Raw genomic sequence first — 21,885 nt, forward strand, 5'->3', positions numbered from 1 at the left:
GTTTTACCGTGGAGCGTTTTTAATTTAATTTGAGACGTCACTTCGAGTGAGTTTTTTAAGCATTAAAAAATTAGTATCGAGAAGCATTATAATTTTAAAACGTTCTCGATACACTTTTACATTCACTCCGCTTTGGAAAAGCACTCGAACTGACTAATTTTATTCTTCGATTTAACTGGTAGATTTGTATAAAATTAAGAATGACAAAACGTGTTTTCTATATTATAATACTAACTACCTCAACGATGACAGCACAGACCATAATTGACTTTAAGGAAAATCCAACTTCCAAAAACTGGCAGGTAGTTGATGACGTTGTCATGGGTGGCCGCTCTAATGGAGACTTCACCCTAACCGAAGATGGTTATGGAAAGTTCTCTGGAAAGGTTTCATTAGAAAATAATGGTGGTTTTTCTTCAGTACGCTATGATATGGAAACTTTAAAAGTTAATCCCAAAAACATCATTAAGATTAGACTAAAAGGCGATGGGAAAAACTATCAGTTTCGTATAAAAGCCAGGCAAAGTGACTATTACAGTTATATCACAAACTTTAAAACTACGGGTGATTGGCAAACCATAGCGTTTACTTTAGGAAATCTTTATCCCACCTTTCGCGGAAGAAGACTGGATTTGCCCAATTTTGATAAAAACACAATCGAAGAAATACGCTTTTTAATTGGTAATAAAAAACCGCAAGAATTTAAACTACTACTTAAATCCATCAAATTAATGGCCGAAGAATAAATGAATTCAATAAACAAACCTATACTTCAAGTTACATTGCTATTGATTTCCTTTTTAATGATTTCAACCTTAAATGCCCAAAATTTAGAAGATTATCGATGGAAGAATAGAATTTTAATCATTCAAACTTCAAATGCTGCTGATAATCAATATAAGTCCCAAATTGAAGAATTGGTAGGGCTTGAACAAGAGTTTAAAGAAAGAAAACTAGTGATTTTTAAGATTCTTGAAGACAAATACACACTTAAAAATTACTTGGAGAAAAAAAATACAGAATCTTGGCAATCGATAACAAAGCAGTTCAAGGAATATTTAGAAAAGCATTCAAAATTTCAAATCCTACTTATTGGTCTTGATGGTGGAACCAAATTACGGCAAAAAACTGTTCTAAAAAGTTCTGAACTATTCAATATTATAGATGCTATGCCCATGAGAAGTTCAGAAATAAGAAACAAGGGTTGATTTCTTTAGAATAACTAATATAGCTGAGAAATTGACCAATTAAAACAATGTGCAAATGAAAAAACTACTCCTTTTATGTATTCTTCTTTTTCTATCTTCCTGCTTCTTATTTCAGGAAAAGGGCATCGATTATAAGGTCATTAATAACTCTTCCTATACCATCACAAATGTGAAGATTTCGACCTCTGAACATCTAGATAGCGTCACCTATGATAGTATTGCTCCGAATGAATCTAGAGAAGGCTTTTTATCTATGAAGAATAATAAAAGTGATGGTTCTTATATGCTTTCCTATACTAAAGCAGACGGAAATATTGTTGCAGAAGAGGCAGGCTATTATACCAATGGTAGTGCTTTAGATGATTGGATACGTTTTGAGGTAACCAACGATACTACTCGAATAACGTTTGGGAAATTTCCAAATTAGATAAAGTAGCATTGCCAATTAAAACTATCAACAATACCCGTTAAAAACTGTTTTAAACTCCTACTCCAAAAGGAGCAAAAAATCGTAAATTTGCGTTTTCTTAATCAGTTCAATAGATAAGCACTTATGATTCATTTCTTCGGGGATATGGCGACCAAAGTTTTCGCTGTCCAAACTGCTCAAGAAATCACCTCTGAAAACGAAAAAAAGCTATCATGGTTGTTTGGCAACCAACCTAAACTAAACGCGGCGTCTCTAGACGCCTTTTTTGTTGGTCCACGTGCTGCTATGGTCACTCCTTGGAGCACCAATGCCACCGAAATTACCCAAAATATGGGTGTTACAGGAATTATCCGTATCGAGGAATTTATGGCTGTTTCGGGTGATTATGCTGATTTTGACCCAATGCTCTTTCAAAAATACAGCTGCCTTGGGCAAAATATCTTCACGATTGATATCACCCCAGAACCTATCTTAGAAATTGATGACATAGCCGCTTACAATAAGCAAGAAGGTCTGGCCTTAAGCGATGATGAAGTAACTTATTTAGAGAACCTCTCCAAGAAATTGGGAAGAAAGCTTACCGACTCAGAGGTATTCGGTTTTAGTCAGGTAAATTCAGAGCATTGCCGTCATAAAATCTTTAATGGCACTTTTGTGATAGATGGTCAAGAAATGCCTACTTCACTCTTCAAACTCATAAAAAAAACTTCAGCGGAACATCCCAACGATATTGTTTCTGCCTACAAAGACAATGTAGCCTTTGTAAAAGGACCTAAAGTGGTACAGTTTGCGCCAAAGAGCGCCGACAAACCTGATTTTTATGAAGAACAAGTATTTGATTCGGTACTTTCATTAAAAGCAGAGACGCATAATTTCCCAACAACCGTAGAGCCTTTTAATGGAGCTGCAACTGGTTCGGGAGGCGAAATTAGAGATAGACTTGCTGGCGGTAAAGGTTCTTTGCCTTTGGCTGGAACTGCGGTATATATGACCGCATATTCACGTTTGGAAGAAGAAAGAGTATGGGAAAAAGCATTTCTTGCACGGGAATGGTTGTACCAAACCCCAATGGATATTTTAATCAAAGCATCCAATGGAGCTTCTGACTTTGGAAATAAATTTGGACAACCTCTAATAGCAGGCTCTGTACTCACGTTTGAGCATCAAGAGGGCAATAAAAACCTTGGCTACGATAAAGTCATCATGCAGGCCGGTGGTATCGGCTATGGCAAAGCCGAACAAGCCTTAAAGGATATACCGAACAAAGGCGATAAAATTGTGATTCTTGGTGGTGACAACTACCGTATTGGAATGGGCGGCGCCGCTGTTTCAAGTGCCGATACTGGGGAGTTTGAATCTGCCATTGAATTAAATGCCGTACAACGCTCCAATCCTGAGATGCAAAAACGTGCTGCCAATGCCATTCGCGGCATGGTAGAGAGCCATGACAACCCCATCGTTTCCATTCACGATCATGGCGCTGGTGGGCATTTAAACTGCCTATCAGAGTTGGTGGAAGATACCGGCGGCCATATTGATCTGGATAAACTGCCCGTGGGCGATCCTACCCTATCCGCCAAAGAAATCATTGGTAATGAAAGTCAGGAACGTATGGGCCTAGTCATTGGTCAAGAAGATACCAAGCTATTACAGCGCATTGCCGACCGGGAGCGTTCGCCTATGTATGAAGTAGGAGATGTAACAGGTGAACATCGCTTCACTTTTGAATCAAGCACCAAAGGCGATAAACCAATGGATTTAGCGCTTTCCGATATGTTCGGAAGCTCGCCAAAAACCATTATGGAAGATGCAACAGTCGAAGCCCAATATAAAGATGCGGAATATTCCTTAGAACATTTTCATGAGTATCTAGAGCAAGTTTTACAATTGGAAGCCGTGGCCTGTAAAGATTGGCTTACCAACAAAGTGGACCGCTGTGTGGGCGGAAAAGTAGCCAAGCAACAATGTGCAGGTCCGTTGCAATTGCCCTTGAACAATGTTGGAGTAATGGCCCTCGATTTTAAAGGCAAAGAAGGTATTGCCACCAGTATTGGCCACTCCCCTATTTCAGGTTTGATAGACCCTATCGCTGGTAGTAGAAATAGTATTGCAGAAGCTTTAACGAATATTGTTTGGGCGCCTCTAAAAGATGGATTACAATCCATTTCATTATCCGCAAACTGGATGTGGCCTTGTAAAAATCCTAGTGAAGATGCACGTCTGTATAAGGCTGTAGAAGCCGTTTCAGAATTTGCTATTGAATTGGGAATTAATGTACCTACCGGGAAGGATTCCCTTTCCATGAAACAGAAATACAAAGACCAAGAAGTAATCGCTCCTGGTACGGTGGTGATTTCTACGGCTGGTAATTGTAATGATATTACCAAAGTAGTAGAACCGGTATTACAAAAAGGTGGCGGTGACATCTACTATATCAATTTATCAAAAGACTATTTTAAGCTAGGTGGTTCTTCTTTTGGACAGGTTTTGAACAGTATTGGTAGTGAAGCACCAAGCGTTACAGATGCAACTTACTTTAAGTCGGCTTTCAATACGTTACAACAGTTGATTAGAGACGGACAAATACTAGCTGGTCATGATATTGGTTCTGGTGGATTAATAACTACACTTTTAGAACTGTGTTTTGCTGATAACGATTTAGGTGCTGAACTGGATTTAACATCCCTTGGTGAACAAGATATTATAAAGGTCCTTTTTGCTGAAAACATTGGACTGGTTATCCAAACAAAAGATACCAGTGCTGAAAAAGTGATGGAAGCTGCGGGAGTCGAATTCCATAAATTAGGAAAAGTAATCTCAGAAGGAGAATTGCGATTAAAAAACCATGGGGTTGAAGTTGGCTTAAATGTAGCTTCACTTCGGGATACTTGGTTTAAGACTTCGTACTTATTGGATAACAAACAAACGGCCAATGGTTTGGCGAAAGACCGTTACAATAACTACAAAGCGCTACTTTTGAAATATTTTTTTCCTGATAATTTTAATGGTTCTACGACCGTCATTTCGAGCGAAGTCGAGAAGCCAAAAGCGGCAATCCTTCGTGAAAAAGGGAGTAATTCCGAGCGTGAGATGGCCAATGCTATGTTTTTGGCAGGGTTTGATGTAAAGGACGTACACATGACCGATTTAATTTCTGGTCGTGAAGATTTAAAGGACATTCAATTTTTAGGTGCCGTGGGTGGTTTCTCTAATTCTGATGTTTTGGGCAGTGCCAAAGGTTGGGCTGGAGCCATAAAATACAATGAGCGAGCCAATAAAGTCATCAATGATTTCTTTGCTAGACCAGATACACTATCAGTAGGAATCTGTAATGGTTGTCAATTGTTCATGGAATTGGATTTAATAAATCCTGAGCACGATGCCCATGGTAAGATGACCTATAATGATTCCGGGAAGCATGAAAGTAATTTTACTTCGGTGAAAATTCAGAAGAACAATTCAATAATGCTTTCCAACATGGAAGGAAGCACTTTAGGTGTTTGGATATCACATGGAGAAGGTAAATTTAGCTTACCACATTCCGAAGAACAATATGATATTGTAGCCAAATACGGTTATGAAGGATATCCAGCCAATCCTAACGGCAGTAATTTTAATACGGCCATGCTTTGCGATAAAACTGGTCGTCATTTGGTGACCATGCCTCATATAGAACGTTCTATTTTCCCATGGAACTGGGCACATTACCCAAAAGATAGAGGGAATGATAAGGTTTCACCTTGGCTACAAGCTTTTGTTAATGCTAGGGAATGGGTGAATAAGAATTCGTAATTTATAGGTCTAACTAATAACCTAAAACTATGGATGAGCAAACACCCTCTGTAAACAGAAGAAATTTTATTAAAAAATCATCACTATTAACTCTTGGGGCTTTCGGCACTACAGCGGTAATGGCAGCACCTCATCTTGAACCATTGCCAAATTATACTCAGGACAGTGATGTAAATATTGTAGGACCAAAAGAAGGTTACACCCCACAAGTTGGCACCTTAGTATCCATGATGAATTGGATGCGCATGGTTATTCTCGCTCCTGTGAGAAACATGGGGGTATCTGACCTTGATTATTTGGTCGATGAAAACGCAAATAGCATCGGAGCCATGTTAATGCATTTGGCAGCAACTGAGCGCTTTTATCAAATTCACACCTTTGAGAATAAATCTTGGGGTGATTGGTCCAAAGAAGATTCTGAAAAATGGTCCGTTGCTTCTGGTTTAGGCGCCAAGGCACGTAAAGAAATAAAAGGAAAACCGTTTGATTACTATCTAGAGGAAATGACCAAAGTACGTGACTTTACGCTTGCAGAATTTAAAAAACGTGATGATGATTGGTTAATGGCAGTAGACAAGAACTTCCCTTGGGGTCCAACTAACAATTACTGTAAGTGGTTTCATGTTTGCGAACATGAATCCAATCACAATGGGCAATTCAAATTTATAAAATCGAGAATAGCATAGGCGATAACTATTAGTTCTTCTGCTAAAAAATGGGCTTCATTTTTAGAAACAATAATTAGTTATAATATATAGAGAAACTTCTCTGGGTTTTACTCAAAATCTTCTTTATCTTTAAGGAAGATGATACCACTATGCCCTTTTAACTTCCTTAAAACAAACACCAAATTCTTTTGCATATTCTTTTTACTTACCCTTCAAAATTCATTTTCTCAAAAAGAAAAACCAGCTCAATTTAATGCAGAAATTCCCATAGAAAAGTTATATGTTCATTTGAACAAAACTTATTTCACTGCAGGAGAGGACATATGGTTTAAAGCATATTTAGTTGACGGCAAGACACACCAACTGAATGCTGTAAGTGAAATTGCATATATAGAATTGATTGATGCAGGTGGAAAAATTATAGCTAATAAAACCATTAAACTTACTAATGGTAATGCCCCGGGAAATTTTAAATTAAACCAGAGTTCTCAAAAAGGAATCTATACAGTTAGGGCCTACACTAATTATATGCGCAATTTTCATAACAGTAATTTTTTCGAAAAACAGATTTTTGTGAATGTTGCAAATAATGGAACGAACATAACTACAAGTCCATCTGCCGATACCGGGGTTATAAAACCTGATGTACAATTCTTTCCAGAAGGAGGCTACATGGTAAATGGATTTTTAAATCCTATTGGTTTTAAAGCGGTAGACACAAACGGTATGGGCATATCCGTTTCCGGAAAAATAATCGATGACAAAGGAAATCTCATAAAAGAATTTGCTTCCTCCCATCTTGGATTGGGATTGCTACACTTTATTCCTAAAAACGGAGATAGTTATAGTGCAATCATCTACAATCAAGAAACTTCTTTTACCTACAAACTACCAATTGCTTTGAATGAAGGAGTGCTTATGACCGTTACGGATAACAAAGATTATTATAAAGCAGAAATAAGGGCAACAAATGCTATAGATATTAATGGTTTTTCGGTTATTGGAAAACAAAGAAAAAAGATAGTCTTTAAAACAAAAGTAAACACCAATAAAAAAAAGAATGCCGCAATAGTAAAAGTTCCCAAGGATATTTTGAATGAGGGCATCACTGAGTTTACTCTTCTAAACAACACAAATACACCAATTTCAGAAAGGTTATTATACTATATAAATGAAAAAAAATCTTTAAAATCTACCATAACTAGCTCGCAACATTCATACGAACCTAAATCTTTGGTCAATTTAGAAATAGATATTGATTCCTATGGTGAAAAAGAAGTTGAAGCTGAACTATCGCTATCAGTAACCAATACTGCTTTAATACCCAATGAATACCACTCAACTGATATTAAAACCTATCTCTTATTAGCTTCAGAGTTACGTGGTGAAATAGAGCAGCCCGGTTATTACTTTTATTCTAATGACCCTCAGCGTAAAAAAAACCTAGACCTTTTGATGCGAACACAAGGATGGCGACAATACCTTATAAAAGACATGTCGAAAAAAACTGATTATCATTTCAAACCTGAAAATGGTATAAATATTAAAGGAAGGTTGGTAAGTTCTTTTGATTTGAAAAAACCACTTGTGGGAAATATATTTTTAACGGCAAAAAATACTGATGCAATAGTACAAGATAAGGTTAAAACGGACGAGAATGGTAATTTCATATTTACAAACCTCAATTTTGCGGATACTACATCCGTATTCTTAAAAGCGGAAGTAAGGGATGCCAAAAAGAAAAAAAACCTTAATTACAAGATTCTATTTGACTCCGCCGATTCTCCCAAAGTTTCAGTTTCCAAAAAATCCATAAACAATTTAGAAAATTATTATAAGGGTTCAAAAAAAGCCCAAAGTATAAGTGATGCCTTTGTGTTCAACAATAAAACCATACAATTAGAGGAAGTATTTGTAAAAGCGAAGAAAAATAAAGTTGAGGATAGGTTCGAAAGAAAAAGGAAAAGTCTGCCTTACAAAGAACCTTCACATACTGTAGATTTTAAAGAATTAGGAAGAGATTTTCAGAACATAGACCCCCTTTCAATTTTGCAAGGCAGAGTTCCAAGTTTATTAGTTAGAGCAACTATAAATGGTGGTTATAATGTTTTTCTTAGAGGTGCGAGTTCTCTGACTGGAGATAATAGTGCTTTAATCCTTTTAAATGGTACTCCTTTGAACGGTTCCCCTGATATTTTAGCTAGTGATATAGATTTCATAGATATCATAAAAGGACCAAGAGCCGCCATTTATGGATCCAGGGCTGCAAATGGTGTAATCGCTATTTTTACGAGAGATGGAACGGAATCATCAGCTGATAAAAATCAGACAAAAGAGGATGGAAGCATTAGTTTTTTACACCCAGGTTATGACTATCCGAAAAGATTTTACAACACAAAATACCAAAAAAAGATACCAAAACAGAGTAACTCAGATTATAGAACTACGCTACATTGGCAACCAGACATAACACTAACTGAGGACGGAAAAGGAAGAGTTTCTTTTTACACCTCTGATTATTTAGGAGAGTATCAAATAATTTTAGAAGGTCTTACTTCTGATGGTGTGCCACTAAGAACTACTTCGTCCTTTGAAGTCAGAATTAACGAATAGTCCAATTATGCAAATTCGAAAAGCCCTAAAAAAAGATGTTTTTGCAATTGTCGAGATGATTTCAAATGACAAATTGGGCAAGCTTAGGGAAGATTTTCAAAATCCCTTACCAGATAGTTATTATGAGGCATTTGATAATATTAACGCTGACCCAAATCAAGAACTTGTCGTTATTGAAACTGAATCTCAGCAAGTCATTGGCACTTTGCAACTCTCTTTTATCCAATATTTAACATATCAAGGAGGCATCCGAGCTCAAATCGAGGCCGTTCGTGTACATGAATCTTACAGAGGCAAAGGGATAGGTCAAAAGTTATTTGAATGGGCAATTGTCAAAGCAAAAACTAAGGGAGCCCATGTTGTTCAGCTTACCACCGATAAAAAACGACCAGAAGCCCTTCGATTTTACGAGAATTTAGGTTTTAAGGCATCACATGAAGGAATGAAACTCCATTTGCGAAAATAACCCCTACTACTCCTTCCTATAATCTTTATAAATAGATTTCTCAAAAGCTTCCCAATGCTCGGGCTTCATTCTTCCAGGTGTAAAAAGACATATACCTGTTGCACCATTTTCCATAGAAGTGCGTATCGCAGTTTCTATTTCCGAAGGTAACAAACCATGATTTTCAGGGTCGTTCTCTTTTGTTTTATTTTCTGGATTGGGACAGATAAATAAACCACTATATATAGGTTTTAAACCATCTACGGCGTTTACTTCTTCATTTACAACTTCTCCGACCCATTCAGGGCCTTTCAAGTAAAAGTCATTATAATTCATAGGATAAACAGCATCTAAATCCCATTTGTTCCATTCCTGTCTCACCAGCTTTTTAGCTATAGTTGGTCCTGGGAACACAGCTGCGTTTATTACTTTATCCTCTTGGTGAACCACTTTTGCCAAACGCCCTACCATTTTTGTAATCAAATCATATCTAAATTGCTTCCATTCCTGTACTTGGGATGGATCCTCCACCTCTTTTATATTAATCTCCGTCTCCTTCATAAAATCTGAAGTACATTTATCACAATAACAATAATCATACTCAGGGTATTCGCGGTCCATAACCAATCCATATTTATCCCATAGCCCCCTGGCCAGTATGACATCAGGAAAACGTATATAGTCTAAATGAATCCCATCAATTTCCTCTATAGCAGCTACACTACCGTATAAATCTGCCAAAAAGTTGTACGTTCCTTCCTTGTTTGGACATAAAAATTTGTAGTAATCTACATATGCAGGTTTTTCAAAAGCCGATTCTCCATTACGGTTATGAGCATACAAATCCTTAGATATCTTAGGGTTCTCTCCTTGCACCATTGTTGGTATCCAAGCATGAAATTCCATTCCAGCTTGTTTTACCAAAGCACCAACTCTAGCATAGGTTTTTGGGTCATGTCCTCCATTATACATTAGACCATCTATACCCTTATCTTTAAAATCCATGAATTTCTCCAGTAATTCTGTATCCGTTGCTTCCCCGGGACCACCGGTCCATGCATATACTGGAATTTTTGGTCCTTTTTCATTGCAAGCAGTCACCAAAAATATAGCTGTTAAAATCAATATTAATCTCTTCATATACCTAATATCTATATCATTATTTGAAATTAGCTAAAAAATAAAAACTGTATTGGAATTCTTAGCTGGACAGCATAATTTCTAACACCAACAACAAATAGACCCTGTTACTAAATGTAAGGGATTATGCAAAATAATCTCCGTATTTTACATATCCCATTTTAAAATCCCACTTGCTTTGCCTATTTTGCAATTACCAAATAGTAACTTAATATGCAGACGGTAACTAGACTTTTCGATTTTCCTTATTATCAACTTGAAAATTTTCCATTAGGAAAATCTCTAGTAACAAAATATGATGGAAAGTGGAAAGCTACTTCTACGCAAGAATTTATAGATAAAGCCAACGCATTAAGTAGAGGTCTTTTGCGTCTGGGAGTAAAGCCAAATGATAAGATTGCTCTTATTTCCAGTACCAACAGAACAGAATGGTGTATATGTGATATAGGTATTTTACAGACAGGGGCACAAAACGTCCCTATTTATCCTACAATCTCTGAAGAGGATTATGAATACGTACTTAACCATTCAGAAGCAAAATATTGTTTCGTTTCCGATGATACTGTTTTACAAAAAGTGTTATCCATAAGTGGTAAACTAAAAAAGTTAAAAGATGTTTACTCATTTGATGAATTGAGTAACTGCAACAGCTGGACAGAAGTTTTAGAAAAGGGAAAAGACAATTCTAATCAAAATGAGCTTGATGAAAGAAAAGCTGCTGTTAAACCAGATGACTTAGCTACCTTAATATATACTTCTGGTACAACGGGGAGACCCAAAGGGGTCATGCTTACCCACAACAATATAGTTTCCAATGTACTGTCAGCAGTAAAAAGAATTCCCATAAAAAATGGGGATGCAGTTCTAAGTTTTCTTCCGCTATGCCACATTTTTGAAAGAACTTTCTCTTACGTAGCTCAACACAATTGTCTTGAAATCCATTTTGCAGAAAGCATGGAAAAGATAAGTGACAATATTAAAGAAGTACACCCAGCTTTCATGACAGTGGTACCAAGATTGGTGGAAAAGGTATATGATGCTATAGTTGCAAAGGGAACCGCACTAACCGGTATAAAAAAGAAATTGTTTTTTTGGGCTGTTGAACTCGGATTTAAATTTGAGCCTTACCAAAAAAATGGTTGGTGGTATGAAAAACAACTAGGAATAGCCCGTAAATTAATTTTCAGCAAATGGCAGGAAGCCCTAGGAGGAAATCTACAATTTATGGCATCTGGTAGTGCTGCTTTACAGCCTAGGCTTGGTCATATTTTTGGAGCAGCTGGTATGCCCATCATGGAATGTTATGGTCTAACCGAAACTTCTCCTGGTATTTCGGTCAGTGAAATTGCCAATAATGGTTGGAAGATTGGAAAAGTTGGAAGAATAATGGATGGCGTACAAGTAAAGATTGCTGATGATGGTGAAATTCTTTGCAAAGGCCCCAATGTAATGAAAGGTTATTACAAAGATCCCGAAAAAACTGCCGAGGTCATGAATGGTGAATATTTTCACACAGGTGATATTGGAATAATCGATGAAGATGGTTTTTTGCAAATTACAGACCGTAAAAAGGAAATGTTCAAGACATCTGGCGGTAAGTATGTAGCACCACAATTATTGGAAAATCGTTTTAAACAATCCCGTTTTATTGAGCAACTAATGGTTGTAGGTGAAGGTGAAAAAATGCCCGCAGCTTTGATTCAACCTAACTTTGAGTTTTTATATTCTTGGGCAGAGCGCAATAATATCTCCGTAGGAGAAAATTCAGATATTGTTTTAAACGAAAAGGTAGTTTCTAGAATACAAGAAGAGGTAGATATGGCAAATGCAGATTTTGCTAAGTGGGAAAAAGTAAAGCAGTTTAGATTAACCCCAGACGTATGGAGTATTGATGATGGTCATATGACGCCAACTTTAAAGCTTCGTAGAAAAATTATCAAAGAAAAATATCTCGACTTGTATAACGATATCTACGGACACTAATGGGCTTTGACAAGTATGACGATGCTAAATTAGTCAAAACTGCTAAAAGTCTTAAAACTATAGTAATTGCTTTTGGGATTATCTGGTTGGTCATCATAACTATATTGATTGGAACCCAAATCTATGCTATGAAAAAAGACAGTTTTAACATAGCCATGATAGTCCCAATACTGGTAGGACCTATAACCATGCTTCCCATCTACATCAATTATCAAAACTTCAAAAAAGAAATAGAAAGAAGAGGTCTTTGATTCTTATTTTCAGGATTGATTAAGCTTAGTTTTATAATCGCTTTCAAATAAAAATTTATTATGCATGCATAATAAATTTTCCTATATTTGGAATCGAATTTTTGTTCTATGAAGGATTTAACCATTGACTATGCGCTACGTGCAACTTGGCAAGCGGTAATTAAAATGTACAATGAAGAGGCAAAAAACTATAACCTTACCATGGCCATAGGTTTTACCTTATTAAGTATCGACCCCAAGAAAGGTACACCCAGTACTGCTTTGGGTCCCAAAATGGGCATGGAGTCAACTAGTCTTTCTAGAATATTAAAAAGTATTGAAGAAAAGGGATATATAGAGAGACGACCTAATCCGAAAGATGGTAGAGGGGTATTAATACATCTTACCGCTTTGGGTTTATCTAAAAGAAAAGATTCAAAAGAAGTGGTATTGCGTTTTAACGACGTGGTTAAAGAGCATGTTACAGATTCAGATTTGGATGGTTTTTTTAAAACTGTGGACATTATCAATAAATTGATTCTTGACAAGAATGTATATTCAAAAACAACAACTAATTAATTCTTAAAATATAAACGTGTGAAAAGGCATATTAACAAAGTTGCCGTAATTGGTTCAGGTATTATGGGGAGTGGTATCGCTTGTCATTTTGCTAATATTGGTGTGGAAGTTTTACTTCTAGATATTGTTCCAAGAGAATTAAATGATAAGGAAAAAGTAAAAGGCTTAACTCTTGAAGATAAGGTGGTTCGTAATCGTTTGGTAAACGATTCACTTATGGCCGCCTTAAAATCAAAACCTTCCCCTATTTACCATCAAAAGTTTGCCAGTAGAATCACTACTGGGAATTTAGAGGATGATGTTGCCAAAGTGGCAAAGGTTGATTGGATCATTGAAGTAGTTGTAGAACGCCTTGATATTAAAAAGAAAGTTTTTGAAAACTTGGAGAAGCACAGAACTCCTGGTACATTAATCACGTCCAACACTTCTGGGATTCCAATCAAATTCATGAGTGAAGGTAGAAGTGATGACTTCCAGAAGCACTTCTGCGGAACGCATTTCTTTAATCCCGCCAGATATTTGAAGCTTTTTGAAATTATCCCAGGCCCTAAGACTGATGCTTCAGTTCTAGAATTTTTAAACGGCTACGGAGAACAGTTTTTAGGTAAGACTTCTGTTGTTGCTAAAGATACACCAGCATTTATTGGTAATAGGATTGGTATTTTCAGTATCCAAAGCCTTTTTCACGCAGTTAAAGATTTAGGTATGACAGTCGAGGAAGTCGATAAACTTACCGGTCCGGTTATCGGAAGACCAAAATCAGCTACCTTCAGAACAGTAGATGTGGTCGGTTTGGATACCTTGGTGCATGTTGCCAATGGCATTTCTGAGAATTGTAAGGATGACGAACGCCACGAACTCTTTTCCTTGCCAGATTTTATTTCCACTATGATGGAAAACAAATGGTTGGGAAGCAAAACTGGACAGGGTTTTTACAAAAAGACCAAAAACGATAAAGGAAAAACAGAAATCTTGACATTGGATTTAGATACGATGGACTATCGTTCTAAAAAGAGTGCCAAATTTGCCACTTTAGAACTAACTAAAACTATTGATAAAGTTGTCGATAGATTTTCAGTATTGACTGGTGGAAAAGATAAAGCCGGAGAATTCTATCGCAAGAGTTTTGGGCAGTTGTTTGCTTACGTCTCGCATCGCATTCCTGAAATAACGGATGAATTGTATAAGATTGATGATGCCATGAAAGCTGGTTTTGGCTGGGAACATGGTCCATTTCAAATTTGGGACGCTGTAGGTTTAGACAAAGGTTTAGAATTTATTGCATCAGAAAGTCAAGAAGCCGCCAAATGGGTGTCAGAAATGAAAGCTGCTGGTATTACATCGTTCTATAGTGTAAAAGACGGTGCTACCTACTTTTACGATATTCCTAAAAAGGAAATGGTGAAAATACCTGGGCAAGATGCTTTTATAATTTTGGATAATATCCGCAAGTCAAACGAAGTATTCAAAAATTCTGGTGTTGTCGTAGAAGATTTAGGAGATGGAATATTAAATGTAGAGTTCCAGTCTAAAATGAATACCATAGGTGGTGACGTGTTAGCTGGATTGAACAAAGCTATAGACCTAGCAGAAAAAGATTATCAAGGTTTAGTAGTTGGTAACCAAGCTGCTAACTTCTCTGTAGGTGCCAATATAGGCATGATATTTATGATGGCTGTAGAGCAAGAGTATGATGAGTTGAACATGGCAATTAAAATGTTCCAAGATACCATGATGCGTATGCGCTACTCCTCTATCCCAACAATTTCTGCCCCACACGGCATGTGTTTGGGTGGTGGGTGTGAGTTATCACTTCATGCAGATAAAGTAGTTGCTGCTGCTGAAACATATATTGGATTAGTGGAATTCGGTGTTGGTGTAATTCCTGGCGGTGGTGGTTCCAAAGAATTTGCGCTTCGCGCTTCCGATTCTTTTAGGAAAGGAGATGTGGAATTAAATGTTCTGCAAGAATATTTCTTGACCATTGGTATGGCTAAAGTCTCTACTTCAGCCTATGAAGCTTATGACTTAGGTATTCTTCAGAAAGGAAAGGATATAGTAGTTGTAAATAAAGATAGGCAAATAGCCACAGCAAAAGCACACGCCAAACTGATGGCAGAAGCTGGTTACACCAAACCTCCAACCCGAAAAGATGTTAAGGTTTTAGGAAAGCAAGCATTAGGAATGTTCTTGGTAGGAACAGATTCCATGGAAGCCAGTAACTACATCAGCGAACATGATAAGAAGATTGCGAATAAACTTGCATATGTAATGGCAGGTGGTGATTTATCTGAGCCTAGCTACGTGTCCGAACAATACTTATTAGATATTGAAAGGGAAGCCTTCTTATCACTTTGTACAGAACGTAAAACCCTAGAGCGAATTCAGCACATGTTAAAAACTGGTAAACCTCTTAGAAATTAAAAAAATGAAAACAGCATATATAGTTAAAGGATATCGTACTGCAGTCGGTAAATCTGGTAGAGGTGGATTCCGTTTTAAAAGAGCAGATGAGCTTGCAGCAGAGACCATTTCTCACTTAGTTGGTGAACTTCCAGAATTTGACAAGAAAAGAATTGACGATGTAATCGTTGGAAACGCAATGCCAGAAGGATCCCAAGGACTCAACATGGCACGTTTAATTTCTTTAATGGGCTTGGATATTGTTGATGTTCCTGGTGTAACCGTTAATAGGTTTTGTTCCTCAGGATTAGAAACCATAGGTATTGCCACGGCAAAAATACAAGCCGGAATGGCAGATTGTATTATCGCAGGTGGTGTGGAAAGTATGAGCTCTGTTCCCATGACTGGATTCAAGACTGAGCTAAATTATGATATTGTAAAATCTGGTCACGAGGATTATTACTGGGGAATGGGTAACACGGCAGAAGCTGTTGCTCAAGAATATAAAGTATCCAGAGAAGATCAAGATGAATTTGCTTACAACTCCCACATGAAAGCTTTGAAGGCGTTGGCCGAAGATTGTTTTCAGGATCAGATAGTCCCTATTGAAGTAGAACAAACTTTTGTTGATGCCAAAGGAAAAAAAGCAACCAAAAAATATACGGTAACCAAGGATGAGGGACCAAGAGCTGGCACCTCGCTTGAAGCATTAGCAAAATTAAGACCCGTATTTGCTGCTAACGGAAGTGTCACCGCAGGTAACTCTTCCCAAACAAGTGATGGTGCTGCTTTTGTGATCGTAATGAGTGAAGAAATGGTAAAAGAACTAAACCTAGAACCAGTAGCACGCTTGGTAAATTATGCCGCAGCTGGTGTTCCACCTAGAATTATGGGTATTGGTCCTGTAGCAGCAGTACCTAAAGCTTTAAAGCAAGCTGGATTAAAACAGGATGATATAGAACTAATTGAATTGAATGAAGCATTTGCTTCTCAATCTTTAGCCGTGATGAGAGAATTGAAACTGAACCAAAATATTGTTAATCCAAACGGAGGGGCAATTGCTTTAGGACATCCATTAGGTTGCACTGGAGCTAAACTATCGGTTCAGCTTTTTGATGAAATGCGCAAGCGAAACATGCAAGGTAAGCATGGTATGGTCACCATGTGTGTAGGAACTGGGCAAGGTGCTGCTGGTATATTTGAATTTTTAAAATAAAAAAAGAAATAATTACAATTGCGATGAGTACAGAAACAATAAACAAGGATATCTTACGTGGAGGTCAGTTCTTAGTTAAGGAAGTTGATTGTGAAGACGTTTTCACACTGGAAGACCTTAGCGAAGAGCAAAAAATGATGCGTGATAGCACCAAAGAGTTTGTAGATAGAGAATTATGGGCGCATTGGGAACGCTTTGAGAAAAAGGACTATGCTTATACGGAAGAAACTATGCGTAAAGCTGGTGAATTAGGCCTTCTGAGCGTTGCTGTTCCTGAATCGTACAGCGGTATGGGAATGGGTTTTGTTTCCACCATGTTAGTATGCGATTACATTTCTGGTGCTACAGGTTCTTTTAGCACAGCATTTGGCGCACATACTGGTATTGGAACCATGCCAATTACTTTATATGGCACAGAGGAACAAAAACAAAAATATGTTCCAAAATTAGCTTCCGGTGAGTGGTTTGGAGCGTATTGTTTAACAGAACCCGGTGCTGGTTCAGATGCAAATTCTGGAAAAACTAAAGCAGTCCTTTCTGAGGATGGAAAGCATTATAGTATCACTGGCCAAAAAATGTGGATTTCCAACGCTGGCTTTTGTAACGTTTTTATAGTTTTTGCAAGGATTGAAGATGACAAAAATATAACTGGTTTTATTGTAGAAAATGATCCTAGTAATGGAATCTCTTTAGGAGATGAAGAAAAGAAGTTAGGAATTCATTCCTCCTCAACACGTCAGGTGTTTTTTAATGAAACCAAGGTTCCAGTAGAAAATATGCTTTCTGAGCGTGGAAATGGTTTTAAAATAGCTATGAACGCTCTTAACGTGGGTCGAATAAAATTAGCTGCAGCTTGTTTAGAAGCGCAACGTAGAGTTGTAAACGAAGCGGTTAACTACGCAAATGAACGGATACAGTTTAAGACTCCTATAATGAATTTTGGAGCCATCAAAGCTAAAATTGCGGACATGGCCACAAATGCTTATGTGGATGAAGCAGCTTGTTACCGTGCAGCAAAGAATATAGAAGATAGAATTGCCATTCGCGAAGCAGAAGGTAACACACACCAAGAGGCAGAACTAAAAGGTGTAGAGGAATACGCCATAGAATGTTCTATCCTAAAAGTAGCAGTTTCAGAACATGTACAACATACTGCTGATGAAGGAATCCAGATTTTTGGTGGAATGGGCTTTAGTGCCGATACTCCAATGGAATCTGCATGGAGAGATGCCCGTATTTCAAGAATTTATGAAGGCACCAACGAAATCAATAGAATGCTGGCAGTGGGGATGTTGGTAAAAAAGGCCATGAAGGGACACGTAGACCTATTAGGTCCTGCAACTGCTGTGGGAGAAGAGTTGATGGGAATTCCTTCTTTTGACACTCCAGATTTTTCAGAATTGTTCGCTGAAGAAAAAGATTTAGTGAAGCGATTAAAGAAAGTCTTCTTAATGGTTGCCGGTAGTGCAGTGCAAAAGTTTGGTCCAAAGCTGGAAGAGCACCAACAATTATTAATGGCAGCTTCAGATATACTGATTCAAGTATATTTGGCAGAATCTGCTATATTGCGTACTGAGAAAAATGCCAAACGATTCGGAGAAGAATCTCAGGCAACCCAAATAGCCATGTCTAAGTACTACTTATATAGGGCTGTGGACATCGTAGCCCTAAAAGGAAAAGAAGCCATAGTGTCATTTGCTGAAGGCGATGAACAAAAAATGATGCTAATGGGCCTAAAACGTTTTACGAAATACACAAATCAACCCAATGTTGTTGCACTGCGTACTCAAATTGCAGATAAAGTAGCGGCGGATAACGGGTATACCTTTGACTAATTCAAATAGCTTGAGACAGAAGCTGAATGAACCGTCCCATTTTGGGGCGGTTTTTTTGTCTCAATTTTGATAGGAATGTATAAGAAGTTAATTTTAATCAATGAGCAATTCTATATTTCAAAAGGTATATTCCCCGGAAACTTTTAAAGAACAAGGGAAACAATTAATTTCACTGCTACAAGAACATTTAAAAAACACCTCTTCAGGCTCTAATCATAAAGTACTTAATTGGAACTTACCAGATAATGAGCTCAAATTTTGGGAAAACTATCTTGAAAATGGCAATCAAGAAGAGTTTTTTTCTGAAATTTTAAAACGTACGACACATACGCACCACCCAAAATATATGGGACATCAAGTTTCCGCCCCTGCACCGTTAACGCTTTTGACCGCATTGACTAGCGCTCTTTTAAACAATGGTATGGCGGTTTACGAAATGGGTATGTCTCCATCAGCCATAGAAAAAGTTGTTACAAGTTTAATATGCAGTAAAATTGGTTATGAAAAGAATTCCGGTGGATTGTTAACTTCTGGAGGGACTTTAGCCAACTTAACAGCATTATTATCTGCTAGAAAAGCCAAAATCGAACATGATGTGTGGAATGAGGGTTACAGGGAACCTTTAGGCGTAATGGTCTGTGAGCAAGCGCACTATTGTATAGATAGAGCTGCAAAAATTATGGGATTGGGAGAGAAAGGCATTATTAAAATACCATCTAAGGATAATTTCTCCATGGATGTTTCCCAATTGGAAAGCTGTTATGAAACTGCTTTAAAGAAAGGGATTAAAATTTTTGCAATCGTTGGTAGTGCTCCTTCAACAGCTGCTGGGGCATATGATAACTTACAGGCAATAGCACACTTTGCCAAAAAGAAAAACCTGTGGTTCCATGTAGATGGTGCTCACGGCGGGGCAGCTATTTACTCAGACAAATACAAGCATTTACTTAACGGAATAGAAGAATCTGATTCTGTTGTAATAGATGGCCATAAGATGATGCTAATGCCAGCTTTAACCACTGCACTACTCTTTAAGGATAAAAGCAATATGCAGCATACTTTTAATCAAAAAGCCGACTATTTGCTTAAAGAAGATGAAGATGAAGATGATTGGATAAATAGTGGAAAAAAAACCTTTGAATGCACCAAGAACATGATGTGTATGCACTGGTATATTTTATTGAAAATCTACGGCGAAGAATTGTTTGATGAATTTGTTACCCGCCAATATGATTTAGCAAAAACTTTTAATGACTTATTAAATAATGACCCCAATTTTGAAGTAGCGGTTTGTCCACAATCAAACATAGTCTGTTTTAGATATGTGAAAAAATCCCAAACCCAAGAAGAACTTAACCTGTTAAATGCTAGAATAAGACAAGAATTACTTGAGGACGGGGAATTCTATTTAGTGCAAACTAGGTTGAAAGGGATTCATTATCTAAGAACTTCTTTAATGAACCCATTTACAACTAAAGAGCATTTAACCTTATTACTCCAAAAAATCAAACAAATAGCTTAATTCATTGATTCCCAAATTTTTTCATCCTTTTCTTTTCTTGAAAAATTTAGGGCACATTCAATCAATGCTAAATGCGAGTATGCTTGCGGGAAATTACCTAAAAGTCTTTTGGTATTAAAGTCTAAATCCTCACTAAATAAGCCTAAATGGTTACTATAAGACAGTAAATCATCGAACATTTCCCGTGCTTTTTTACGTTCACCAATTTTGATTAAAGCATTTACAAACCAAAAAGAACAAACGGTAAATGAAGAGGAAGGCAGACCAAAGTCATCTTCATTTTTATAGCGATACAAAAGTCCTTTATGACACAAGTCTTTTTCAATGGCATGCACGGTTTTTATAAAGCGTTCATCTTTAGCGTCTACACAGCCATATGCTTCCATCAATAATACTGAAGCGTCTAAGTGTTTACTACCATAAGATTGTGTGTACGCACCAACCTCATCATTCCAGGCGTTTTCATATATGTCGTTCCAAATCTCTTCCTCTAAAGGCTTCCACTTTTCAATTTTATGTTTTTTACCCAGAATCTCAGCTACTTTTATGGCTCTATTCAATGCAGTCCAACAGAGCACTTTTGAAAAGGTAAAATGGCGGTCTTCTGTCCTAAATTCCCATATTCCCTTGTCAGGTTCGCGCCAAGACTCACTAACAATCCACACTATGCCCTTGGTAATGGTCCAAAGCTCTTCACCATTTTCAATATCTGTACTAAATTTTTCAAGTTGTTGGTAAATGACATCCATCAAAATACCATAAATATCATTTTGCTTTTGCATGTAGGCAGCATTACCTATGCGTACTGGTTTGGAACCTTCATAACCTGCTAAATGTTCTAATTCTCCCTCAGTCAGTTTTTTTTCACCGTTGATACCATACATGATTTGCAGTTTCTCTGCTTTGTTTGGTATAGTATTTATTATAAATTTTAAGTACCTACGTGCAACATTTTCATGTCCTAACTCAGATACAACTTTTATTACCATTGAGGCATCACGTATCCAACAAAAACGATAATCCCAATTACGAACTTCGCCTATAGTTTCGGGTAAGGAGGTCGTTGCTGCAGCCAAAACCGCACCTGACTTATCGTAGCTTAGTAATTTAAGCGTAATGGCGCTACGGGATATTTCCTCATTATACCTTTTATAGTTGGGTGTTTTACTGCACCAATTCAACCAATAGACCTTGGTTCGTTCAAAATCAAGATAGCTTTTTGCCGTTGAGGTGGTAAAGATTTTCTCATTATACGCCATCAAAAAATAACCGTCCTCCGTAATTTCAAGTTCTTCACTGGAGAGTACTTTTTCTTTATCAAAAGAAGTGTATAGAAAAACTGTTTCAAAACGTCCATTCTTAGATAAGCTGGCTATAAAATCTGGTTTTATGTATGACTCTGTACCATCTTTAGCATAATTCAGCTTTGGATTATATTTTACTTTAAACCTAGGTTTTCCAGACCTTATCATTACATACCTAATGATTTCGGGAGGCGCATAATATTTGCCACCTTCTTTTCTGTACCTAGGCATAAAATCATAAATTTCAAAACTATTTTCTCCATTGGAAAAACTGGTGATCAAAATTGCAGTATTTGCCTTATAGCGCTGCTCTATCGTATAAGTGTCATCAACGATAATTTCAAAACTCCCTCCTATTTTATTGTCTAGCAATTTGCCAAAAACAGAGGGTGAATCAAATTCCGGGAGACAACACCATTCTATAGCGCCAGATTTGGAAACCAATGCTGCACTTCTACAATTTCCTATAATTCCGTAATCTAAATTATTCATTCAATAAAAATCTTGATTCATTAGG

The 21,885-nt window shown here is 37.2% G+C and carries 16 protein-coding genes; 14 read left to right on the plus strand and 2 right to left on the minus strand.

The genetic code is table 11. The features are described from left to right. The first annotated feature begins 245 nt into the window (after positions 1-245). The 7 genes from AACP56_RS02750 (at position 246) to AACP56_RS02780 (ending at position 9,177) form a co-directional block, all read left to right on the plus strand. Positions 246-746, plus strand: coding sequence for a CIA30 family protein (locus AACP56_RS02750; protein WP_339333675.1), 501 nt, complete (start codon positions 246-248; stop codon positions 744-746). After that, a complete protein-coding gene (locus AACP56_RS02755) occupies positions 747-1,208 on the plus strand; it encodes a DUF4174 domain-containing protein (protein ID WP_339333673.1) in 462 nt (153 codons plus the stop codon). Positions 1,209-1,263: 55 nt separating this feature from the next. Next, positions 1,264-1,635, plus strand: coding sequence for a hypothetical protein (locus AACP56_RS02760; protein WP_339333671.1), 372 nt, complete (start codon positions 1,264-1,266; stop codon positions 1,633-1,635). A gap of 126 nt (positions 1,636-1,761) precedes the next feature. Further along, entirely contained in the window at positions 1,762-5,430 is a 3,669-nt protein-coding gene (purL, locus tag AACP56_RS02765; RefSeq protein ID WP_339333669.1) for a phosphoribosylformylglycinamidine synthase, read from the plus strand. 29 nt (positions 5,431-5,459) lie between these two features. Then, the gene (locus tag AACP56_RS02770) at positions 5,460-6,116 is read left to right on the plus strand and encodes a DinB family protein (RefSeq protein WP_339333667.1); all 657 of its coding nucleotides are present in this window, start codon (positions 5,460-5,462) and stop codon (positions 6,114-6,116) included. A gap of 120 nt (positions 6,117-6,236) precedes the next feature. Next, positions 6,237-8,711, plus strand: coding sequence for a TonB-dependent receptor plug domain-containing protein (locus tag AACP56_RS02775; RefSeq protein WP_339333665.1), 2,475 nt, complete (start codon positions 6,237-6,239; stop codon positions 8,709-8,711). A 7-nt stretch (positions 8,712-8,718) separates the two neighbouring features. Next, on the plus strand, positions 8,719-9,177 hold the full coding sequence (locus AACP56_RS02780) for a GNAT family N-acetyltransferase (protein ID WP_339333663.1): 459 nt from the start codon (positions 8,719-8,721) through the stop codon (positions 9,175-9,177). 6 nt (positions 9,178-9,183) lie between these two features. Here the strand turns inward: AACP56_RS02780 and AACP56_RS02785 are convergent, their stop codons facing one another. Next, on the minus strand, positions 9,184-10,296 hold the full coding sequence (locus AACP56_RS02785) for a hypothetical protein (RefSeq protein ID WP_339333661.1): 1,113 nt from the start codon (positions 10,294-10,296) through the stop codon (positions 9,184-9,186). 213 nt (positions 10,297-10,509) lie between these two features. Here AACP56_RS02785 and AACP56_RS02790 point away from each other — a divergent pair, with 213 nt between their 5' ends. From AACP56_RS02790 to AACP56_RS02820, 7 genes are all read left to right on the plus strand, one after another. Further along, complete coding sequence (locus tag AACP56_RS02790; protein ID WP_339333659.1) at positions 10,510-12,279, plus strand: AMP-dependent synthetase/ligase; 1,770 nt, start codon at positions 10,510-10,512, stop codon at positions 12,277-12,279. Next, a complete protein-coding gene (locus AACP56_RS02795) occupies positions 12,279-12,530 on the plus strand; it encodes a hypothetical protein (RefSeq protein WP_339333657.1) in 252 nt (83 codons plus the stop codon). Before AACP56_RS02790 ends, AACP56_RS02795 begins: the two co-directional genes overlap by 1 nt. A gap of 108 nt (positions 12,531-12,638) precedes the next feature. Further along, a complete protein-coding gene (locus tag AACP56_RS02800; protein ID WP_339333655.1) occupies positions 12,639-13,088 on the plus strand; it encodes a MarR family winged helix-turn-helix transcriptional regulator in 450 nt (149 codons plus the stop codon). Positions 13,089-13,106: 18 nt separating this feature from the next. Further along, the gene (locus AACP56_RS02805) at positions 13,107-15,512 is read left to right on the plus strand and encodes a 3-hydroxyacyl-CoA dehydrogenase/enoyl-CoA hydratase family protein (protein WP_339333653.1); all 2,406 of its coding nucleotides are present in this window, start codon (positions 13,107-13,109) and stop codon (positions 15,510-15,512) included. A gap of 4 nt (positions 15,513-15,516) precedes the next feature. Continuing rightward, complete coding sequence (locus AACP56_RS02810; protein ID WP_339333651.1) at positions 15,517-16,707, plus strand: acetyl-CoA C-acyltransferase; 1,191 nt, start codon at positions 15,517-15,519, stop codon at positions 16,705-16,707. 23 nt (positions 16,708-16,730) lie between these two features. Beyond that, the gene (locus tag AACP56_RS02815; RefSeq protein WP_339333649.1) at positions 16,731-18,542 is read left to right on the plus strand and encodes an acyl-CoA dehydrogenase family protein; all 1,812 of its coding nucleotides are present in this window, start codon (positions 16,731-16,733) and stop codon (positions 18,540-18,542) included. Positions 18,543-18,642: 100 nt separating this feature from the next. Further along, positions 18,643-20,064, plus strand: coding sequence for a pyridoxal phosphate-dependent decarboxylase family protein (locus AACP56_RS02820; protein ID WP_339333647.1), 1,422 nt, complete (start codon positions 18,643-18,645; stop codon positions 20,062-20,064). Here the strand turns inward: AACP56_RS02820 and AACP56_RS02825 are convergent. Continuing rightward, a complete protein-coding gene (locus tag AACP56_RS02825) occupies positions 20,061-21,860 on the minus strand; it encodes a glycoside hydrolase family 15 protein (RefSeq protein ID WP_339333645.1) in 1,800 nt (599 codons plus the stop codon). The genes AACP56_RS02820 and AACP56_RS02825 overlap by 4 nt on opposite strands. Between the last annotated feature and the right edge of the window lie 25 nt (positions 21,861-21,885).

This window comes from Croceitalea sp. MTPC6, from assembly GCF_036985525.1.
Lineage (GTDB): Bacteria > Bacteroidota > Bacteroidia > Flavobacteriales > Flavobacteriaceae > Croceitalea.